The sequence below is a fragment of the Pseudarthrobacter raffinosi genome (assembly GCF_023913735.1).
Classification (GTDB): Bacteria; Actinomycetota; Actinomycetes; order Actinomycetales; family Micrococcaceae; genus Arthrobacter; species Arthrobacter raffinosi.
On the sequence record NZ_JAMXBH010000004.1, the window covers coordinates 55,726 to 75,422 of the forward strand.

19 protein-coding genes are annotated in these 19,697 nt (G+C 66.3%); 17 read left to right on the plus strand and 2 right to left on the minus strand.

The window, feature by feature from the left end; genetic code table 11:
* The 3 genes from NG698_RS04745 (at position 1) to NG698_RS21915 (ending at position 3,652) form a co-directional block, all read left to right on the plus strand.
* The gene (locus tag NG698_RS04745; protein ID WP_252608379.1) at positions 1–1,332 is read left to right on the plus strand and encodes a geranylgeranyl reductase family protein; all 1,332 of its coding nucleotides are present in this window, start codon (positions 1–3) and stop codon (positions 1,330–1,332) included.
* Positions 1,329–2,429 carry a polyprenyl synthetase family protein gene (locus NG698_RS04750; protein WP_252598535.1) on the plus strand — a complete coding sequence of 367 codons (1,101 nt, stop codon included), beginning with the start codon at positions 1,329–1,331 and terminating at the stop codon, positions 2,427–2,429. Before NG698_RS04745 ends, NG698_RS04750 begins: the two co-directional genes overlap by 4 nt.
* Positions 2,430–2,812: 383 nt before the next feature.
* Entirely contained in the window at positions 2,813–3,652 is an 840-nt protein-coding gene (locus tag NG698_RS21915) for a type IV toxin-antitoxin system AbiEi family antitoxin domain-containing protein (protein ID WP_374210078.1), read from the plus strand.
* Between the two features lie 114 nt (positions 3,653–3,766).
* Here NG698_RS21915 and NG698_RS04765 read toward each other — a convergent pair whose 3' ends face one another.
* Together NG698_RS04765 and NG698_RS04770 are read right to left on the minus strand one after the other, a co-directional pair.
* Complete coding sequence (locus NG698_RS04765; protein ID WP_252598534.1) at positions 3,767–4,195, minus strand: hypothetical protein; 429 nt, start codon at positions 4,193–4,195, stop codon at positions 3,767–3,769.
* 13 nt (positions 4,196–4,208) lie between these two features.
* Positions 4,209–4,982, minus strand: coding sequence for a trimeric intracellular cation channel family protein (locus NG698_RS04770; protein ID WP_252608388.1), 774 nt, complete (start codon positions 4,980–4,982; stop codon positions 4,209–4,211).
* A 61-nt stretch (positions 4,983–5,043) separates the two neighbouring features.
* On the opposite strand from NG698_RS04770, the gene NG698_RS04775 reads away from it, so the two are divergent.
* The 14 genes from NG698_RS04775 (at position 5,044) to cobA (ending at position 19,676) form a co-directional block, all read left to right on the plus strand.
* Complete coding sequence (locus tag NG698_RS04775) at positions 5,044–5,775, plus strand: sirohydrochlorin chelatase (RefSeq protein ID WP_252608390.1); 732 nt, start codon at positions 5,044–5,046, stop codon at positions 5,773–5,775.
* Positions 5,776–6,856: 1,081 nt separating this feature from the next.
* Positions 6,857–8,602, plus strand: a complete 1,746-nt coding sequence (locus tag NG698_RS04780; RefSeq protein WP_252598531.1) for a nitrite/sulfite reductase — start codon at positions 6,857–6,859, stop codon at positions 8,600–8,602.
* Positions 8,566–9,324 carry a phosphoadenylyl-sulfate reductase gene (locus NG698_RS04785; protein WP_374209903.1) on the plus strand — a complete coding sequence of 253 codons (759 nt, stop codon included), beginning with the start codon at positions 8,566–8,568 and terminating at the stop codon, positions 9,322–9,324. Before NG698_RS04780 ends, NG698_RS04785 begins: the two co-directional genes overlap by 37 nt.
* Positions 9,321–10,268, plus strand: a complete 948-nt coding sequence (gene cysD / locus NG698_RS04790; RefSeq protein WP_252608392.1) for a sulfate adenylyltransferase subunit CysD — start codon at positions 9,321–9,323, stop codon at positions 10,266–10,268. Before NG698_RS04785 ends, cysD begins: the two co-directional genes overlap by 4 nt.
* A complete protein-coding gene (locus NG698_RS04795; RefSeq protein WP_252608394.1) occupies positions 10,269–11,723 on the plus strand; it encodes a sulfate adenylyltransferase subunit 1 in 1,455 nt (484 codons plus the stop codon). It abuts the gene before it with no gap.
* A gap of 110 nt (positions 11,724–11,833) precedes the next feature.
* Positions 11,834–13,000: an RtcB family protein gene (locus NG698_RS04800; protein ID WP_252608396.1), complete on the plus strand. Its 1,167-nt coding sequence runs from the start codon at positions 11,834–11,836 to the stop codon at positions 12,998–13,000.
* Between the two features lie 112 nt (positions 13,001–13,112).
* Positions 13,113–14,249 carry an ABC transporter substrate-binding protein gene (locus NG698_RS04805; RefSeq protein ID WP_252608644.1) on the plus strand — a complete coding sequence of 379 codons (1,137 nt, stop codon included), beginning with the start codon at positions 13,113–13,115 and terminating at the stop codon, positions 14,247–14,249.
* 37 nt (positions 14,250–14,286) lie between these two features.
* A complete protein-coding gene (locus tag NG698_RS04810) occupies positions 14,287–15,012 on the plus strand; it encodes an ABC transporter ATP-binding protein (protein WP_141141322.1) in 726 nt (241 codons plus the stop codon).
* A complete protein-coding gene (locus NG698_RS04815; protein ID WP_252608398.1) occupies positions 15,002–15,958 on the plus strand; it encodes an ABC transporter permease in 957 nt (318 codons plus the stop codon). The genes NG698_RS04810 and NG698_RS04815 overlap by 11 nt, the downstream gene beginning before the upstream one ends.
* A 126-nt stretch (positions 15,959–16,084) precedes the next feature.
* Positions 16,085–16,537, plus strand: coding sequence for an SRPBCC family protein (locus tag NG698_RS04820; protein ID WP_252608400.1), 453 nt, complete (start codon positions 16,085–16,087; stop codon positions 16,535–16,537).
* A 145-nt stretch (positions 16,538–16,682) separates the two neighbouring features.
* Positions 16,683–16,922, plus strand: a complete 240-nt coding sequence (locus NG698_RS04825) for a hypothetical protein (RefSeq protein WP_252573537.1) — start codon at positions 16,683–16,685, stop codon at positions 16,920–16,922.
* A gap of 8 nt (positions 16,923–16,930) precedes the next feature.
* The gene (locus tag NG698_RS04830; protein WP_252569818.1) at positions 16,931–17,875 is read left to right on the plus strand and encodes a PLP-dependent cysteine synthase family protein; all 945 of its coding nucleotides are present in this window, start codon (positions 16,931–16,933) and stop codon (positions 17,873–17,875) included.
* Between the two features lie 134 nt (positions 17,876–18,009).
* The gene (locus tag NG698_RS04835; RefSeq protein WP_252569815.1) at positions 18,010–18,306 is read left to right on the plus strand and encodes a putative quinol monooxygenase; all 297 of its coding nucleotides are present in this window, start codon (positions 18,010–18,012) and stop codon (positions 18,304–18,306) included.
* 101 nt (positions 18,307–18,407) lie between these two features.
* The gene (gene cobA / locus NG698_RS04840; protein WP_252608402.1) at positions 18,408–19,676 is read left to right on the plus strand and encodes a uroporphyrinogen-III C-methyltransferase; all 1,269 of its coding nucleotides are present in this window, start codon (positions 18,408–18,410) and stop codon (positions 19,674–19,676) included.
* The last annotated feature ends 21 nt before the right edge of the window (positions 19,677–19,697 follow it).

Genomic DNA, 19,697 nt, shown 5'->3' on the forward strand with positions numbered 1-19,697 from the left:
GTGAATGTTCTGATTGTCGGCGCGGGGCCAGCCGGTTCCACCGCCGCGTACTACCTTGCCAAGGCCGGTATCAGCGTGACCGTCCTGGAAAAGACCAGCTTCCCGCGCGAGAAGGTCTGCGGCGACGGCCTCACCCCGCGGGCAGTCCGCGAAATCCAGAAGCTCGGCCTGCCGCACCCTGAAGCGGGCGGCTGGCGCCGGAACAAGGGCCTCCGCCTCATCGCCGGCGGCCGCACCATCGAACTGCCCTGGCCCGAGGTCTCCGACTTCCCGCAGTACGGCCTCATCCGCACCCGGCTGGGCTTCGACGAGGAACTGGCCCGCCACGCCCAGGCCGCCGGCGCACAAATCCTCGAGCGGCACAGCGTCACCGAAGCCCTGCGGTCTGAAGACGGCCGCGTGACCGGCGTCCGCGCAGCGCTCCTGGACGAGTCCGGACGCAAGACGGGGGAGTCACGCGACTTCAGCGCCGACGTCGTACTCGCCGCAGACGGCAACTCCACCCGAACCGCCGTGTCGCTGGGCATCCAGAAGCGGGACGACCGCCCCCTCGGCGTCGCCGTCCGCACGTACTTCACGTCGCCCCGCCACGATGACGACTGGATGGAAGGCTGGCTGGAGCTCCCCGGCCGCGACGGAAAACTGCTCCCCGGCTACGGCTGGGTGTTCGGCGTCGGCGACGGCACCTCCAATGTGGGCCTCGGCATCCTGAACTCGTCGAGGGACTTCGGCAAGCTCGACTACAAGCAGGTCCTGCGCGAATGGACCAGCGCCATGCCCGCCGAGTGGGGCTTCACCCCGGACAACCAAGTGGGCGAAATCCGCGGCGCCGCGCTGCCCATGGGCTTCAACCGCACCCCGCACTACTCGCCCGGCCTCCTGCTCCTGGGCGACGCCGGCGGCATGGTCTCCCCGTTCAACGGCGAGGGCATCTCCTACGCGATGGAATCGGCACGGTTCGCGGCGGAGTTCATCGTCGACGCGTCCGCCCGTTCCTCTGCTGCGGGGGCAATGTACGACGCCGACGCGCACCTCGCGGGGTACGCGGACTATGTGCGGGGCCAGTGGGGATCGCACTTCACGCTTGGCCGGGCATTTGCCGCCCTGATAGGAAAACCCGCCATTATGAAGCTCGCGCTGCGGACCGGGATGCCCATACCCGTGCTGATGCGCTTTATAGTGCGGCTGCTCGCAAACCTGACCGACCCGGCCGCGAAAAGCTTCGAGGACCGGGCCATCCGCGTCCTGGAGTCGCTGGTTCCGGCCACCTCCAACACCCCACCGGCATCGAACCAGCGGTATCCGCAACAAAAAGTTAGGGTTAACCAGTGACTAACTCCGCAGACCACAGCTGGACGCACGCCGGGCACGGCCTGCCGGACTCCGAACCCAGCCTCAATACCACCGCCATTGCAACGGGACTGCAGCTGCCCGCGGGCTTCGCGGCCATCGCGGAGGACGCCGAGCTGGGCCCCGCCATCACCAATAACCTTGCCCGCGTGGAGAAGAAACTCCGCGAGGCCATTGCCAACTCCGATCCGCTGGCTGATGCAACGTCGCGTCACCTCGTGGAAGCCGGCGGCAAGCGTATCCGGCCTCTGCTGACGCTGCTGTGCGCCCACCTTGGCGACGCCTCACTGCCTGCCGTCGTGCAGGCGGCCGTGGTGGTGGAACTGACCCACCTGGCAACTCTGTACCACGACGACGTTATGGACTCGGCCCCGTTCCGCCGCGGCGCCCCCACGGCCCACGAGGTCTGGGGAAACTCCGTGGCGGTCCTCACCGGCGACCTCATCTTTGCCCGCGCGTCCATCCTGGTGTCCGAGCTTGGTTCCCGAGCCCTGGGCATCCAGGCCCGGACGTTCGAGCGCCTGTGCCTGGGCCAGCTGCACGAGACTGTGGGCCCGCGTCCGGACGAGGATCCGGTGGAGCACTACCTGTCCGTCATCGCGGACAAGACCGGTTCCCTGGTGGCCGCCTCGGGCCAGCTCGGTGCCATCTTTGCCGGTGCCGACGAGGCCTACGAGGACCTGCTGGTGGAGTACGGCGAGAAGGTGGGCGTGGCCTTCCAGCTCGCCGACGACGTCATTGATGTCACCGGCGTCAAGGTGAAGTCCGGCAAGTCCCCGGGCACGGATCTCCGCGAGGGTGTGCCCACGCTGCCCGTTCTGTTCCTGCGGCGCGATGCTGCTGCCGGTGACCAGTCCGCCGTCGAACTCTTGAAGCTCATTGACGGGGACCTGACCTCGGACGAGGCCTTGGCTGCCGCCGTGGCCGGACTGCGCGAGCACCCCGTCACTGCCGAGTCCTGGGTGATTGCCCGCCGCTGGGCCGACGAAGCCATTGCCGCACTGGCGCCGCTTCCCGAGGGTGTTGTGAAGTCCTCTCTGTCCAACTTCGCCCTGGCTGTGGTGGACCGCGCCAGCTGATTCTCTTCTTTGCAGCGGGGCCTCGGCGGGGTGAACCTGGCCGGGGCCCTCGCTCGTTAAATGCAATAGCCCCGGTTCTCAGCAACGATACGAATCACACGTTGCGTCGAACCGGGGCTATATCTCCGTTCGCATCAGACCCGCCGGAGGCGTTTAGCGGATCCGTGAACAGTATATGACAGATTTGTCACAGGATGCAAGCCTGCTGTTACTCCGCGTGTCACAGGCTACTTCGTCCTTCGTGGGGCACATTGCGGCGTCCGATGGGCCTTCCGGGCTGGAGAGACGGCGTTTCCGTGTCGAAGTGCCCCGCGACGGCCGCGTTGTCCACATGCGGCACCTTGGGTCTGCCCTTTGCTGTGGTCCAGGTGCACCGTGGAGTAATGGATATTGAGACTTTTCTCGGCGCGCGGGCAGGCGTAGCCCGGGCCTCGACGCTCCGAGAGGCCGGATTTTCCCGAACTTCCCTCGACAAAGCACTGGCGGCCGGGCGAATTGTGCGGATTCGACGAGGCATCTACAGCATGCCGCGTGAGGCAGGCGTGGTAGCCCTGGCGCTTCAGCACAACGCTCTGCTGACATGTCTGTCGGCCGCCCCCACGTACCAGCTGTGGACGATACATGACGCTGGTTCCGTGCACCTCAGTCCAGGGCATAAGAGGACACCGCCGGGGATGTTGACCCACGGCCAATGCCTCCACCCGTCCCACTCATGGCTGCCGGTGGCCGGTCTGGCCGATGTCCTGATTCATTCGTTGCGTTGCTTGCCGGCAGTGGAATCGTTGGTCATGCTTCAGTGCGCAGCCCAGCGGGGCGACATCAGCCTGGATTTCCTGCGGCGCAAGCTCTCGGGAAACCGCAACGCCCGCGCCAGGTCCGTCCTCGACAGCGTGGTCCCCAGGGCGGATTCCATCCTGGAGGTGCTGGCCAACTACCATTTCCGGCGAGCGGGCCTCCATGTACGAAGGCATGTAGAGCTTCCGGGAGTGGGAGAAGTGGACTTCCTTATTGAGGAGTGGCTCGTGGTGGAAACCGACGGCAGTACGCATCTGGAACCACGGCAAGTAAAAAAGGACCGAAAGCGCAACAATGCCACAGTCATCGGCGGACGTCTTGGCCTCAGATTCGGCTATGACGACGTTGTCTATCACCCTGAGCGGATGGTGGGCCAGGTGTTGGCAGTACTGGAACTGTCGCGGCAGGGGGCTTTCGGTGCGAGGTGAGTCTCGCCGTCGTGGGGCACTTTGGGCGACGTGTCCGAAGAAACTGGCTTAGGAAGCGGCGCGTCCGTGTCGAAGTGCCCCGTTTAGGCCGCGCAGGCCGGGCAGGGGAGGACCCTAGTTTTCTTCCTCTTCGTTGAAGGCCCACTCGAACATGTCGAAGACGAACTCGGAGAAGGTGCCTTCTTCGCTCTTCCACTGACCGCGGGCGTTGTTGCGGCGGTACACGATGGGGTCCGGGATGCCGAGGTCGCCTACGCGGAAGCCCCAGGTGAACTGTTCTTCCTCGTCCTCAAGGAACATCAGGAAGCCTTCGTCATCCACTTCCAGCTCTTCAGGATCCCAGAAGTAGTGGTAGGCCTCCATGATGTCCTCGCAGCCGCCCACCGCCAGGTAAAACTCCTTCAGCACCAACGGGACCTGGAACTGGTGTTCGGCGAGGGCCGCGTCCAGTTCGTCGGCGGGCAGGCCATCTTCTTCCTGCCATTCGTCCTCGAGATACGTTGGAACAAGCGCGCGGAACTTCTCGAGGAACATGTCAGTCATGCTCATATCCTAGCTAACTGCGGCGTGCTCCCGAGCCGCTGCCAGCCCCATCAGCCCCATCAGCCCCACCGCCCCCAAAGCCGCCCGGGCCCCCAAAGCCGCCTGCCCCGTCCCCGCCGCCGGAGTCCCCACCGGAGCCCCGCCGGTGCCAGCCATGCACGGCCAGCGGAACATACCAGGACCGGCGCCACGCTACCACTCGGAAAGCGAACACCACGGCCGCCACCGCGCACGCCGTCAACGCGTTGAAGGCCCCTGTCACCCAGAGCAGCGCGGTCAAAGCCGCCCCGCTGAAGGCCGGCAGCGCGTAGAGGTCCCGGGGGTTGAACAGCTGAGGCACCTCGTTCGCGGTGATGTCCCGCAGCAGGCCGCCGCCCACCGCCGTCGTCACGCCGAGCAGCATGGCGGCCACCGGGTTCATCCCCAGGGCCAGGGCCTTCAGCGTTCCGGTGATGCAGAAGAGGGCCAGCCCGCCTGCGTCGAACAGCACCAGCAGCGAGGTGTACCGCTGCACGCTGGAGTACAGGAAATACACCAGGACGGTCGCCAGCACCGGGGGAACCAGATACGCGGGGTTGGAGAAGGCCGCAGGCGTGGTGTTGAGGATGATGTCGCGGATGACGCCCCCGCCGAGGGAAACCAGGGACGCCAGCAGTAGCGACCCCACCAGATCGAACTGCTTCCGTGCCGCCAACAACGACCCGGAGACGGCGAAGAAGAAGACTCCGGCCAGGTCCAGCCATACAAGGTCGATGCCGAACGGCAATGTGTCGAACGGCAATGTCATGAGGCGTCCCGGCAGTTTCATGGTGGGCGGACAGGGCGGCTCCAACGTTACGCTAGCCCCTATGAACAACCCGATCATGATCGCCTGCGCCCACGGGACGTCCAGTACTCAGGGCGCCGCGGAGGTCAACGCCCTGCGCGCAAACATCGCTGCCCTGCGCCCGGGCCTTGACGTTCGCGAGGCCTACGTGGACGTCCAGCAGCCGGACCTCGTGGACGTGGTGGCGTCGCTGCCCGAAGCGGACAAAGCCGTCGTCGTGCCTCTGCTGCTGAGCGTGGGCTACCACGTCAAGGTGGACATCGCCCGGGCCGTGAAAAGCCGTACGGGCAGCCTGGCTGCCGCGCCGCTCGGCCCGGACCCGCGGCTCGCCGCCCTCCTGGACCAGCGCCTCCGCGAAGCCGGCGTCACGGACCGCGACGCGATCGTCCTCGCCGCCGCCGGCTCCTCCAACCCCAACGCCGCCGGCAGCGTCGAAGAGCTCGCTGACCAGCTGCGGGAGCTGCGGCGCAACCGGATTCTGCCCGCCTACGGTGCCTCTGCCCAGCCGTCGGTGCCCGACGCCGTCGCCATGCTCCGCCAGGAGCTGGCCGGAGGTGCCGGGGCGGGGGAGTCCGCGGGGGCCGTGGACGACGGCGGCCGCGTGGTGATTGCCTCCTACCTGCTCGCGCCGGGGTTCTTCCACGACCAGCTGGCCAAAGCCGGCGCCGACCTCGTGACGGAACCACTGCTGCCGTCCCCGGTACTCGCCGAGATCGCGCTGGAACGGTTCGATGCCGCCGTCGCAGCCGGGTGACCCGGGCAGGCCGAAGGCCCCGGAATGCGCCTCCGAGGGAAGCACATTCTGGAGCCTTGCAATTGGGGCAGCTTGAACCGCGGGGATCAGGCTGTCCCCGGACTCGGGCTCTTTAGCAGGTAAGCGGCACCGTTCCGGTCAGTCCGTCCGGGTTGCTCGCTGTGCAGGTGAAAATGACAGTTCCAAGGGGCTGTTCGATCACTAGGGTGATTGACGTCACCGTCAGCACCGGGTTGACGCCTGTCCAGTTCGGGTTCGGGCACCCAGCGTCGGCTCCACTCACTGTCTCGGGAGCCGTGAGTACGACTGGAAGTGTGGTGAGTCTGAGGGTCCCGTTCTTGACAGCATCGCGAGGAACTGGAGTGGCTACCGTTGCCGGTCCCACCAGTACCTTGTTTTGTCCTGGTGCGACGTTTCCGCCCTGGTTTTGGCACTGATAAACGGCAGTACCCTCAACGGAGACAGTGGCCACGAGATCTTCATTTCCAAGGCCCGCGAGTGTGGCCTTGCAGACGGTTGTTGCAGTGCTCCTGCCGTCCGAAAGGACCACGGTACAGACAGGCGTACCGCCACGCTTAAAGTGCGGGCTGGCGGCTTGGGCTGCTGATAGTCCTGTCATGAACACGAGCAGAATGGTTGCGAACAGCATCAAGAGGGGGCGGAGGTGGGATTTCATGGTTACTTCCTGGGGGCAGCAATGGTTTCAAACCAAAGATTTCGAGTTTAATCGACTCAGTTGTGCCGGCCTCGATGCCGCCACGACCGATAACGGCCCCAGGTTCCCAGTAGTTACGGGGGCCAAACTCTGCGCAACTTCCCAGCTAGCAGCGCGAAAGGCGCGACCAACAGCAGATATTGACTTATTCAGAAATTCTGCTAAGGCAAGCCCAGGGCTACCCCTGGCCGCGACCCTCGTCCATGGGTCGAGGGTGCCATCGGCGTCTAAGAACAATCACGTGTCGAAGCACAGCAGCCGGGCATCTTCAAGGGCCTCCGGCGGTTCGTGACGAATTGTTTCCCTAGGTGACCTCCCGTTTCCGGACCTTTGTGACGCGCTTCGGCAGGCACCTACAGTCGATGCATGACTGATACAGCTCTAGCCGGAGCGTCCGTGGACCCCGCCGCCGCCAAGCGCCCCGCGCGTGCCTCCCGCCCCGCTGCAAAGCCGCACGGGCAGTGGAAAGTGGACGGCAAAACCCCGCTGAACGCCAACGAAACCTGGAAACAGGAAGACGACGGCCTCAACGTGCGCGAGCGTATCGAGACCATCTACTCCAAGGACGGCTTCGACGCCATCCCCAGCCAGGACCTGCACGGCCGCTTCCGCTGGTGGGGCCTGTACACCCAGCGCAAGCCCGGGATCGACGGCGGCAAGACCGCCACGCTCGAGCCGCACGAGCTGGAAGACAAGTACTTCATGCTCCGGGTCAGGATCGACGGCGGTGCGCTGACCACCGAGCAGCTGCGTGTCATCGGCCAGATTTCCGTTGATTTCGGCCGGGATTCCGCCGACCTCACGGACCGCCAGAACATCCAGCTGCACTGGATCCGCGTGGAGGACATCCCCGAGATCTGGAACCGGCTTGAGGGTGTTGGCCTGTCCACCACCGAGGCCTGCGGCGACGTGCCCCGTGTCATCCTGGGCTCGCCCGTGGCCGGCATCGCCAAGGACGAGATCATCGACCCCACGCCGCTTATCGCGGAGCTGGGGGAGCGCTTCATCGGCAACCCGCTGCTGTCCAACCTGCCGCGCAAGTACAAAACCGCCATCACCGGCCACCCCAGCCAGGACGTGGTGCACGAGATCAACGACTTCGCCCTGGTGGGAGTCCGCCACCCCGAACTCGGCGTCGGCTACGACCTCTGGGCGGGCGGCGCGCTGTCCACCAACCCGATGCTCGGCAAGCGCCTCGGTGCCTTCGTGAAGCCCGAGGAAGCCGCCGAAGTGTGGCTCGGCGTAACCAGCATCTTCCGCGACTACGGCTACCGCCGCATGCGCACCAAGGCCCGCCTGAAGTTCCTGATGGCCGACTGGGGACCGGCGAAATTCCGCCAGATCCTCGAGGATGAATACCTGGGCTACAAGCTGGCCGACGGGCCCGCCGCGCCCAAGCCCACCACTCCGGGCGACCACATCGGTGTGCACGAGCAGAAGGACGGCAAGTTCTTCATCGGCGCCACCCCGCTGGCAGGCCGCCTGTCCGGCGCTCAGTTGATCAAGCTCGCGGACACCCTCGAGGCCCGCGGCTCATACCGCCTGCGCACCACCCCGCACCAGAAACTCGTAGTGCTGGACGTTGCCAAGGATCACGTGGAACCGCTGGTTGCCGAGCTGGATGCCCTAGGCCTCTCCGCACGCCCGTCCGTGTTCCGCCGCGGCACCATCGCCTGCACCGGCATCGAATACTGCAAGCTGGCCATCGTGGAAACCAAGGTCACGGCCGCCACCGCCGTCGCTGAACTGGAACGCCGCCTGGCGGACCTCGCGGAGTCCGGCGAACTGCCGCACGCGCTGTCCCTGCACATCAACGGCTGCCCCAACTCCTGCGCCCGCATCCAGACCGCGGACATCGGCCTGAAGGGCATGATGCTGCCAACGCCCGACGGCGACCCCTCCCCGGGTTTCCAGGTCCACCTGGGCGGCGGGCTGGCTTCCAACAGCCGCGAAGAGGCTGGTTTGGGACGCACCGTCCGCGGCCTGAAGGTGTACGTCGAGGACCTGCCGGACTACGTGGAACGCGTCGTCCGCACGTTCGTGGCCCAGCGCGCCGAAGGCCAGACCTTCGCCGAATGGGCCCACGCAGCAGACGAGGAGGCCCTCCAGTGAGCAACACTCAACCTGCCAACGTCCTCCGCACCCACGACGAGCTGAAGGTCATCGCCGAATCCGGCGCTGCCGAGCTCGGCTGGGACGCCCCGGCCCGCGACGTGATCGCCTGGGTGGAGCGCAACTTCGACCTCTCAGCGGTCGCCGTCGCGTGCTCCATGGCCGACGCCGTCCTGCCGGCCCTGGTCGCTGACCAGATGCCCGGCGTCGACGTCCTGTTCCTGGAGACCGGCTACCACTTCCCGGAAACCTACGCCACGCGTGACGAGGTGGCCGCGAACCTCCGCGTCAACGTGGTGGACGTCCTTCCCGAGAACACCGTGGAACAGCAGGACCGGCTCCTGGGCAAGGACCTCTTTGCCCGCGACGCCGCCCAGTGCTGCGCCCTCCGCAAGGTGGCCCCGCTGCGCCGTACGTTGGCCGGCTACGAACTCTGGTTCACCGGCGTCCGCCGCGACGAGGCTCCCACCCGGACGAACACCCCGCTGGTGACCTGGGACGAAGTCAACGGCTTGGTCAAGGTCAACCCGGTGGCCGCGTGGACGTTCGACCAGCTGGTCCAGTACTCCGATGACAACCTCCTGCCCGTCAACCCGCTGCTTTCCCAGGGTTACCCCTCCATTGGCTGCCAGCCCTGCACCCGCAAGGTGGCGCCCGGAGACGACCCCCGCGCCGGCCGCTGGGCAGGCACCGACAAGACAGAATGCGGACTACACGTATGAGCACTTTCCTAACTGAGGAGACCACCCAGGTGACTGAAGCCGCCGTATCCACGCGCCTCTCCAGCCTGGACGCCCTCGAGTCTGAAGCGATCCACATCATCCGCGAAGTCGTCGCCGAGTTCGAGAAGCCGGCGCTGCTGTTCTCCGGCGGCAAGGACTCCGTGGTGATGCTGCACCTGGCCACCAAGGCCTTCTGGCCGGGCAAGGTCCCGTTTCCCGTCCTGCACGTGGACACCGGTCACAACTTCCCCGAGGTCATCGACTTCCGCGACCGCACGGTGGAGCGCCTTGGCCTGAAGCTCGTCGTCGGCTCCGTCCAGGAGTTCATCGACCGCGGCGAGCTGGCCGAGCGTGCCGACGGCACCCGCAACCCGCTGCAGACCGTCCCGCTGCTGGACGCCATCCAGCAGAACAAGTTCGACGCCGTCTTCGGCGGCGGCCGCCGTGACGAAGACAAGGCCCGCGCCAAGGAGCGCATCCTGAGCCTCCGCGACGAATTCGGCCAGTGGGACCCGCGCAACCAGCGCCCCGAACTGTGGAACCTCTACAATGGCCGCCACACTGTGGGCCAGCACGTCCGCGCGTTCCCCATCAGCAACTGGACCGAGCTGGACATCTGGCGCTACATCGAACGCGAGAACATCGAGCTGCCGGGCCTGTACTACGCCCACGACCGCGAAGTGTTTGCCCGCGACGGCATGTGGCGTGCGGTCGGCGAAGTTTCCCAGCCGCTGCCGCACGAGCAAGTCATCGTCAAAACCGTCCGCTACCGCACCGTGGGCGACATGTCCTGCACCGGTGCCGTTGAATCGGACGCAGCCACCGTGAGCGACGTTGTGATCGAAGTTGCCGCCTCCACCATCACCGAACGTGGCGCCACCCGTGCAGATGACCGCATCTCCGAGGCAGCCATGGAAGACCGCAAGAAGGATGGTTACTTCTAAATGAGCACTCTTAATACGCCGGTGGTTGAGCCTGTCGAAACCCTGATTTCGACAGGCTCAATCAACGAGGCCCTGCCCACCACGCTGTTCCGCTTCGCCACCGCGGGATCGGTCGACGACGGGAAGTCCACTTTGGTGGGCCGTCTCCTGCACGATTCCAAGGCGATTCTTGCTGACACGCTCGACGCCGTTGCCCGCACCTCCGCGGACCGAGGCTTCGGCGGCGCGGCAGGCGGCATCGACCTGGCCCTCCTGACCGACGGCCTGCGCGCAGAGCGCGAGCAGGGCATCACCATCGACGTCGCATACCGCTACTTCGCCACGGACCGCCGCAGCTTCATCCTGGCGGACTGCCCCGGGCACGTTCAGTACACCAAAAACACGGTGACCGGCGCGTCCACGGCGGATGCCGTCGTCGTACTCATTGATGCCCGCAAGGGTGTCCTGGAGCAGACGCGCCGGCACCTGTCCGTGCTGCAGCTGCTGCGGGTGGCGCACGTGATTGTGGCCGTGAACAAGATCGACCTGGTGGACTTCAGCGAGTCCGTGTTCCGTGAGATCCAGGCCGATGTGCAGCAGGTGGCCCGCGAACTGGGCATCGGCTCCGCCGAGCTGGGCAGCGCGGACCACATCGATGACCTGCTGGTGATCCCGGTGTCCGCCCTCGACGGCGACAACGTGGTGGACCGTTCCGAGCGCACCCCCTGGTACGACGGTCCCGCCCTGCTGGAGGTCCTCGAGACCCTGCCCGCCGCAGACGAGATCGACACGCAGCTGGAGAGTTTCCGTTTCCCGGTGCAGCTGGTCATCCGGCCGCAGGGTGCGCTGGCTCCCGACGCCGTTGCCGGCGGCCTGGACGTTGAGGCCTACCGTGACTACCGCGCGTACGCCGGCCAGATCACCGAGGGTTCGGTGAAAGTCGGGGATTCGGTGTCCGTGCTGACACCGGGCCAGGCTCCGCGCACGACGACGGTGATTGGCATCGATTTCGCCGGTGATTCGCTGGAGGAAGCGTTCGCCCCGCAGTCCGTGGCGATCCGCCTGGCGGATGAGTTCGACGTGGCCCGCGGTGACACGATCGCCGCCTCCGGCACCGTCCGCGAGTCCACCGCCGACCTGTACGCCGCGCTGTGCTGGCTGTCGCCGAAGCCGCTGCGGGAAGGTGCCAAGGTGCTGGTCAAGCACGGCACACGCACCGTCCAGGCGCTGGTCCGCAGCGTCAGCGGCAAGCTGGACCTGGCCACGTTCAAGCTCGAAGGCGCGTCCAGCCTGGAGCTGAACGACATCGGCCACGCGCAGCTCCGGCTCGCCGCGCCGCTGCCGCTGGAGAACTACCTGCACCATCGCCGCACCGGCGCGTTCCTCGTCATCGACCCGCTGGACGGCAACACGCTGGCCGCGGGCCTCGTCAAGGACCACCCGGGCGACCACGAGGACGAGCGCTACTCTATCTAAGTTTCTGCCGAAAACCGCGGCTTGTTCGCAGATTCTGGCCTTCACGGGCCGGTTTTGCGAACAAGCCGCGGTTTCGTCGTTTCCGTATCCTTAACAGTGGGAGGCGCGGCGTGGAGACCATCAACAGCAAGCTCATCAGCTGGGCCTCGATCCTGGACGCCAAGACCCGCGAGCAGGCGCTGGCCACGTCCACGCTGCCGTTCATCTACCCGCACCTTGCCCTGATGCCGGACGCGCACCTGGGCAAGGGCGCCACCGTCGGCTCGGTGATCCCCACCCTGCGCGCCATCATCCCGGCCGCCGTGGGCGTGGACATCGGCTGCGGCATGATCGCCGTGCGGACCCGGTACTCGGTCAAGGACCTGCCCAAGGACCGCAAACGGCTGCGCGAGGACATCGAACGGGCCATTCCGTTGTCCGCCGGGCATAACAACAGGAGCGTCCAGCACACTGCCGAACCGCGCCTCGCCGAGCTCCGGAAGCTCGCGGCGCAGGCCGGCTTCAACCCGGCCCAGTATCTGGCCAAGTGGGAGCTTCAGCTGGGCTCGCTGGGATCAGGCAACCACTTCATCGAGGTCTCCGCCGACGAAACCGACGCCGTCTGGCTGTTCCTGCACTCGGGCTCGCGGGGCGTGGGCAACAAGATCGCGCAGCACCACATCGGCGTCGCCCAGCAGGTGACCCGGAAGCGCGGGACCAGGCTGCCTGACCCGGACCTCGCCTACCTGGAGGAGGGTACCAGCGAGTTCGCCCGCTACATCAAGGAACTACGCTGGGCCCAACATTTCGCCCTCCTCAACCGCGAGGAAATGATGGACCGCGTCATTACGCAGTTCGGGCACTGGGTGGGCGGCCATGTCAAGGAGCGCGAGCGGATCAACTGCCACCACAACTTCACCCAGCAGGAGACCCATTACGGCAAATCCGTGTGGGTATCGCGGAAGGGGGCGATCAGAGCCGAGCACGGCGATCCGGGACTTATCCCCGGGTCCATGGGGACGGCGTCGTACGTAGTGGAGGGGCTGGGGAACCCCGTCTCGCTGAACTCCTCCCCGCACGGGGCCGGCCGCGAGTACTCCCGGACGGCTGCCCGAAAAACGTTCTCGCTGGCCGAGCTGAAGACGGCCATGCAGGGCATCGAATTCCGGGCAACCGAGGCGTTCATCGACGAAATTCCGGCGGCGTACAAACCCATCGATGTGGTGATGAGGGACGCGGCGGACCTGGTCACGGTGCGCCACAAACTGCGGCAGCTGGTCAACGTCAAAGGGGACTGAGCCGGGCCCGGAATGTGACGCTGCATGAACCCGCGTGACCCCCCGTTTCTGCTTCATTGAATGGGTTTAGGTCACTCCCTATGGTGAAACAATGACTAGTTCCAAGCCCGGGATGACCCGCATCGTGGCAGGCGAAAGCGCCGTACCCAAGCGCAAGCGTGCCATCGAGGCGGCCCTGGCCATCGGGCTCGTCTTCCTGATCGCCGCCGGTGCCGTTGTGGCGTCGTCCATCTCCCGTAATACTGCGGCAGAGGCAGCCCTCCCGTCGCCCACTCCGGCCGCAGAACTGAAGCTTGGCTACTTCGGGAACTTGACGCATGCCCCGGCCCTGGTGGGCGTGAAACAGGGGATCCTCGCCCGGAATCTGGGCAACACCAAGCTCAGCACCGAAACTTTCAACGCCGGGCCTGCCGCGATTGAGGCCCTGAACGCCGGCGCCATCGACGCGGCATACATCGGCCCGAATCCCGCGATCAACTCGTTTGTCAAGAGCGAGGGGGAGTCCGTCAGCGTCATCGCGGGCGCCGCAGCGGGTGGGGCGCAGCTGGTTGTGCGTCCGGAAATCAACTCGGCGGCCGAGCTCAAGGGCAAGACCCTGGCCTCGCCTCAGCTGGGCGGCACGCAGGACGTGGCGCTTCGCGCCTGGCTCGGCTCGCAGGGCTACAAGACCAACGTGGACGGCAGCGGCGACGTTTCAATCAACCCCACGGAGAACGCCCAGACGCTGAAACTGTTCCAGGATGGAAAGCTCGACGGCGCGTGGTTGCCTGAGCCGTGGGCGTCCCGTTTGGTGCTCCAGGCCGGAGCCAAGGTCCTGGTGGACGAAAAGGACCTCTGGGACGGCTCGCATTCCGGCAAGGCCGGCGAGTTCCCCACCACCATCCTGATTGTGAATAAGAAGTTCGCCGCCGCGCACCCGGACACCGTGAAAGCCCTGCTGCGCGGCCACGTGGAGTCCGTGGCCTGGCTGAATGACGCGCCTGCCGCAGAGAAAACAAGTGTCATCAACGGCGCCCTGCAGGAATCGGCAGGCGCGGCGCTTCCCGCCGATGTCCTTGACCGAGCCCTGCAGAACGTGGTTTTCACGGTGGATCCGCTCGCGGGAACCTACCCCATGCTCCTCGAAGACGGCGTGAAAGCCGGCACCACGAAGCAGGCGGACATCACCGGACTGTTCGACCTCCGTGCCCTGAACGAAGTCACCGGGACCGCCGAACGGGCCTCCGCGGCCGGCCTCGGCCAGGACTGACCGCCACCTACCGCACCAACTACTTAAGGACGGGACCATGCCAGTCGTACTGGAAAACCTGGGCAAGCGCTTCGGCGACGGCGCCCCGGTGCTGGACGACGTCAACGCCAATATCGGCGCGGGCGAATTCGTAGCCCTCCTCGGTGCATCCGGCTGCGGCAAATCCACCCTGCTGAACATCATGGCGGGACTGGAGGTCCCGACGTCGGGCGCCCTTGAAGTACCCAGCGACGGAGCAGCCTTTATGTTCCAGGACGCTGCCCTCTTCCCCTGGCTGACGGCGCGGGAGAACATCGAGCTGGCCCTGAAGCTGCGCGGTGTGGGGAAGGCTGAACGCCGGATCAAGGCCAACGAGCTGCTCGAGCTGGTGCATCTCGGCGAGGCGGGGGACAAGCGTCCGCACGAGCTTTCCGGCGGCATGCGCCAGCGCGTGGCACTGGCCCGTGCCCTGTCGCAGGACCGGCAGCTGCTGCTGATGGATGAGCCGTTTGCCGCCCTGGACGCCATCACCCGCGACCTGCTGCACGACGAGCTGGAACGAATCTGGAAGGAAACCGGGCGGACAATCGTTTTTGTGACCCACAACGTCCGCGAGGCCGTGCGGCTGGGCCAGCGTGTGCTGCTGCTGTCGTCCCGGCCCGGCCGCGTGGTCCAGGAATGGGCCGTCACCGAGGAACACCGAACCGACGCCGGCCTGGCCGGACAGCTGACCGGGGTCATCACCGCCCGGCTGCGGGAGGAGATTCGCCGCCATGCCAAATAACCCCACGCCCCTCGCCGAGACCGAACCGGTGGTCGAGAGCAAGCCGGAAACCCGCAAAGTCCACGCCGCCCTGACCCGAACTTCCACCGGGCATGAGGACCTGCGCGAGCTCGAGGCCGGGCTGGATTCGCTCCAGTCCGACGCCGCGCGCAAGCACCGTATCGACTGGAGCCGTGTGCTTCTGCCCGTCGCGGCCCTCGTGGTCCTTGTCCTGATCTGGCAGTTCTACGTATCCCTGGGCCTCAAGCGCCGCGACCTTGTGCCCGGTCCGCTCGACGTCCTGGGCCAGATCGGCATCCTCTGGGGTGAGGCCAAACTGCAGGAAGCGGTGTGGACCTCGCTGCAGCGCGGGCTGGTCGGGTTCCTGATCAGCGTTGCCATTGCCACGCCGGTGGGGTTGCTGCTGGCCCAGGTTGCGCCGCTGCGCCGTGCCTTCGGGCCGCTGATTTCCGGCCTTCAGGTGCTGCCGTCCGTAGCCTGGGTGCCCGCGGCCATCATCTGGTTTGGGCTTACTGACGCCACGGTCTACTTCGTGGTGTTTATGGGTGCGATCCCGTCCATCATCAACGGGCTGATCTCCGGCGTGGACCAGATCCCGCCGCAGTACCGACGGGTGGGCACCGTCCTGGGTGCGAACCGTTTCCAGATGGCCGTACAGATCATCTTGCCTGCCGCGCTGCCCGGCTACCTCAGCGGGCTCAAACAGGGCTGGGCGTTCTCCTGGCGGTCGCTTATGGCCGCGGAAATCATCGCCGTGGGCGGCACCATCGGCTTCGGCCTCGGCTCCATGCTGAACCAGGGCCGCGACTTGGCCGACATGACTATCGTGATGTCCGCAATCCTGCTGATCCTGGCCGTCGGTATCCTCATTGAGCTGCTGGTGTTCGCGCCGATCGAGAAGCGCCTCCTCCGCAGCCGAGGCCTCCTCTCGGGAAGCACCCGCTAGGCCGCACCGGCAACGCCCCGCAAAACCCAACCCCCGCGAAACCTAACAGCAGAGCCCGACGGCGAGTCCCGCCGTCGGGCTCTGCTGCTGCTTCCGCGACCAATGTGGGTCTGGCAGACTGGCGCCATGACCGTAAGCTTCGTGTGCCGCACCGAGTCCGCACTGCCCCCGGAGCGTCTGTTCGACCTCGCGCGCAGCGTTGACGCCCACGTGGACTCGCAGCGGGGTGCGGGGGAGCGGGCCATTGCGGGAGTCATGTCCGGGCTGATCGATGAAGGCCAGGAAGTGACCTGGCGGGCCCGGCACTTCGGCGTTCCGCTAACCATGACCAGCCGCATCACAGCGCTGGAGTTTCCCGCCAGCTTCACGGATGATCAGGTCAGGGGGCCGTTCAAGTCATTCCGCCATGTCCATGAGTTCCAGGCCACTGAGACTGGCAGCATCATGACGGACCGCGTCGAATTCACCGCGCCATTCGGCATTCGGGGGCGCCTCGCTGAGCGGCTGATTCTCCGCGGTTACCTGCAACGCCTAATCGCGCACCGTGGCCGGTTCCTGGCGGGCCCTTGGACAGCATGAAGCGTCCTTAACGGGAAGACGTCGCGGAGCGGCTGGATGCCGTGGTGGTGGAGTTCACCAGAATGATCGTCGAAACCGAGGCGCAGCAGCGGACCATGTTGAGGCTTTCCCTGGAGCAGCCGGGGGACGGGCCCGGAGCCTGCCCTTGCGGCAGGGGCGTGCGATCGCCTGGATCTCGGAGGCGCTTGCCCCGCTCCAGGGCCAATGGGCCGGCCAGGACATTCAACGGCTGGTCCTGGCGATCCGCAGCGCCACGGGCATTGAATCCCTGGTCTGGCTGACGGACGTCGGCGGCCTGAGCAGGGAATATGACGCGGCTCTCGGTCCTGAGGGGTATATCTTGGGACTTATCCGGAGTCATCAGGGCGGGCGTTGCGCGATGTGAGGAAGACCATGGAACGTGCGGTGGGGGCAGGCGGGGGCGTACTGGCGGGGATAGGTTCTACGCCACTGATCGAGCTGGGCAAAGTGGTACCGGCGGGATCGGCCAGGGTGCTCGCGAAGCTGGAGTTTGCGAACCCTACCGGGAGCATGAAGGACCGGATGGCCGTGGCCGCGATCAGGGGTGCAGAAGCCCGCGGCGACCTCAGCCCGGGTGACACCGTCGTCGAGTACACTGCCGGGACAACAGGCATCTCGCTCGCGTTGGTCTGCGCAGCCGAAGGTTACCGGCTCCACGTCGTTTTTTCGGACGCGTTCAGCGATGAGAAGCGCCGCACCATGGAGGCGCTCGGAGCAACGGTCGAGGACGTGCCAAGCGACCACGGAAAAATCACGGAGCAGCTGATCAAAGCGATGATCGCCCGGGCGGGTGAACTGAGCGCGCAGCCGGGCCATTGGGCCTGCGACCAGCTCAACAACCGGGATGCGATCACGGGTTACCTCGCCTTGGGCCAGGAAATCTGGCAGCAGTCCTATGGCCGCGTCGACGCTTTCGTCCAGTTCGTCGGCACCGCCCACTCGATCCACGGCACGGCGCGTGCCCTTCGCGCCCACCTTCCCGGGCTGCGGGTCGTCGCCGTCGAGCCGGCCGAGTCTGCCGTACTCTCCGGGGGCCCGACGGGCTCGCACCGGATCGAGGGGACCGGCATCGGCTTTATTCCCCCGCTTTGGGAGCCAGCGGAGGTGGATGCGATTGAACGGGTCTCATCCGACGAAGCGATGGCGATGAGCCGGCGGCTTGCCCGCGAGGAAGGCATCTTTGCCGGGACCTCCTCCGGAGGAAATGTCGTGGCCGCGCTGCGTGTGGCCGAACAGCTCGGTCCAGACGCAACCGTTGTCACCGTCATGGTCGACTCCGGCTTCCGCTATCTCAGTACTGGACTGTACGGCCAATAGCCGGGACTCACAGGGCGACGCCCTCACCGGACTCCTTCATTCCGTCGGACCCTTGTTCTGGTCCGGGCATCTTCCTAGACTCTGGAATAGGCCGGCAGGCGGCCGATTCCGCTGATGTTCTTGAGGAGACTGCAATGGCGCTTAACTTTGGAGTACTGGCACTGGTCGAGGCCAAGCCGGGCAAGGAGCAGGACGTCTGGGACTTCCTCAGCGGAGGCCGTGACATCGTGGCCACCGAGCCGGGCACTAAAACCTGGTACGCCTTCCGCGTCGACGAAAACACCTTCGGCATCTTCGACACCTTCGAGACTGAGGAAGCGCGGCAGGAGCATCTCAACGGTGCCATCCCGGCGGCGCTCGGCGAACACGGCCCAAGCCTCCTGGCCAGGGATCCCAACATCCGGCTGATCGAGCTCATCGCCGTGAAGTAGCCCCGAACCGGGCAGCACCGAATGTGACGCCCCGTTACCCTACGTGAACTGGTGTTTCCGCTGCCGTTGTTGGTGAAACGACGCGGCCCTACCGTTGATTCATGGCAATTCAGGATATTTACCCCACAGCACTGCGGCTGCTCGGCCGCCCCGTGCTGGTGGTGGGCGGCGGCCCCGTGGCAGCCCGCCGCGCCAAGGGTCTGCTCGACGCCGGTGCGCGGGTCACCGTCGTGGCTCCCGTTGCCTCCGCCGCGCTCCGCGAACTGGCCGACGCCGGCCTCCTCACTTGGGAGCCGCGCACATACCTTGCGTCCGACGTCGACGGCGTCTGGTTCGTCCAGACGGCCACCGGCGATCCCGCCGTGGACACCCAGGTGTCGGTCGACGCCGAGGCGCAGCGCATCTGGTGCGTCAACGCCTCCAACCACGAAGCCTCAGCCGCGTGGACGCCCGCCGTCGCCGTGGTGGATGACGTGCAGATCGCCGTGAACGCCGGGGGAGACCCGCGCCGTGCCATGGCCCTGCGTGACGCCGTCGCCACCGCACTGGAAACCGGCGACCTCCCGCTGCGCCGCCGTCGTGCGTCTGCGGGCTCCGTGGCCCTTGTGGGTGGCGGTCCCGGCGACACCGGCCTCATCACCGTCCGCGGCCGCAGGCTGCTCGGCCAGGCCGACGTTGTGGTGGCAGACCGCCTCGGCCCGCGCGAACTGCTCAACGAACTTGCCCCCGACGTCCGCGTGATCGAAGTGGGCAAGACCCCCGGCCACCATCCCGTGCCGCAGGCCGAGATCAACCGGATCCTGGTGGACGAAGCCCTGATGGGGCACCGCGTGGTCCGGCTCAAGGGTGGCGATCCGTACGTCCTGGGCCGCGGCGGCGAGGAAGCCGAATACTGCCGGCAGCACGGCGTCGAGGTTGAAGTTGTCTCCGGCGTGACGTCCGCGATCTCCGTTCCGGCCGCCGCCGGCATCCCCGTGACTCACCGCGGCCTGGCCAAGGGCTTCAGTGTGGTCACCGGCCACGAGGAGCTGTCCGAGGTCTCCGCCCGGGCAGATCACACCATCATCCTGCTGATGGGCGTGGCCGCACTTCGGGATTCGGCCGCTGCCCTGGCCGGCGCCGGTTTGCCTCAGGACACTCCAGTTGGCATCGTTGAGAACGGCTATCTGCCGAATCAGCGCGTGACGATCGGCACGCTCGGTTCCATCGCCGACCAGGCGGAAGCCACCGGCGTCGCAAATCCTGCCGTGATTGTGATCGGCGACGTTGTCCGCGTCAGCCCGTTCGCGCCGTCGCACTTCAAGACAGCGGACTACAGCACCACCACCCCGAACAGCCCCCGCACCACCGCAAGAGCCCTCACCACCTAGCCACCCACCCAACTAGGTAGC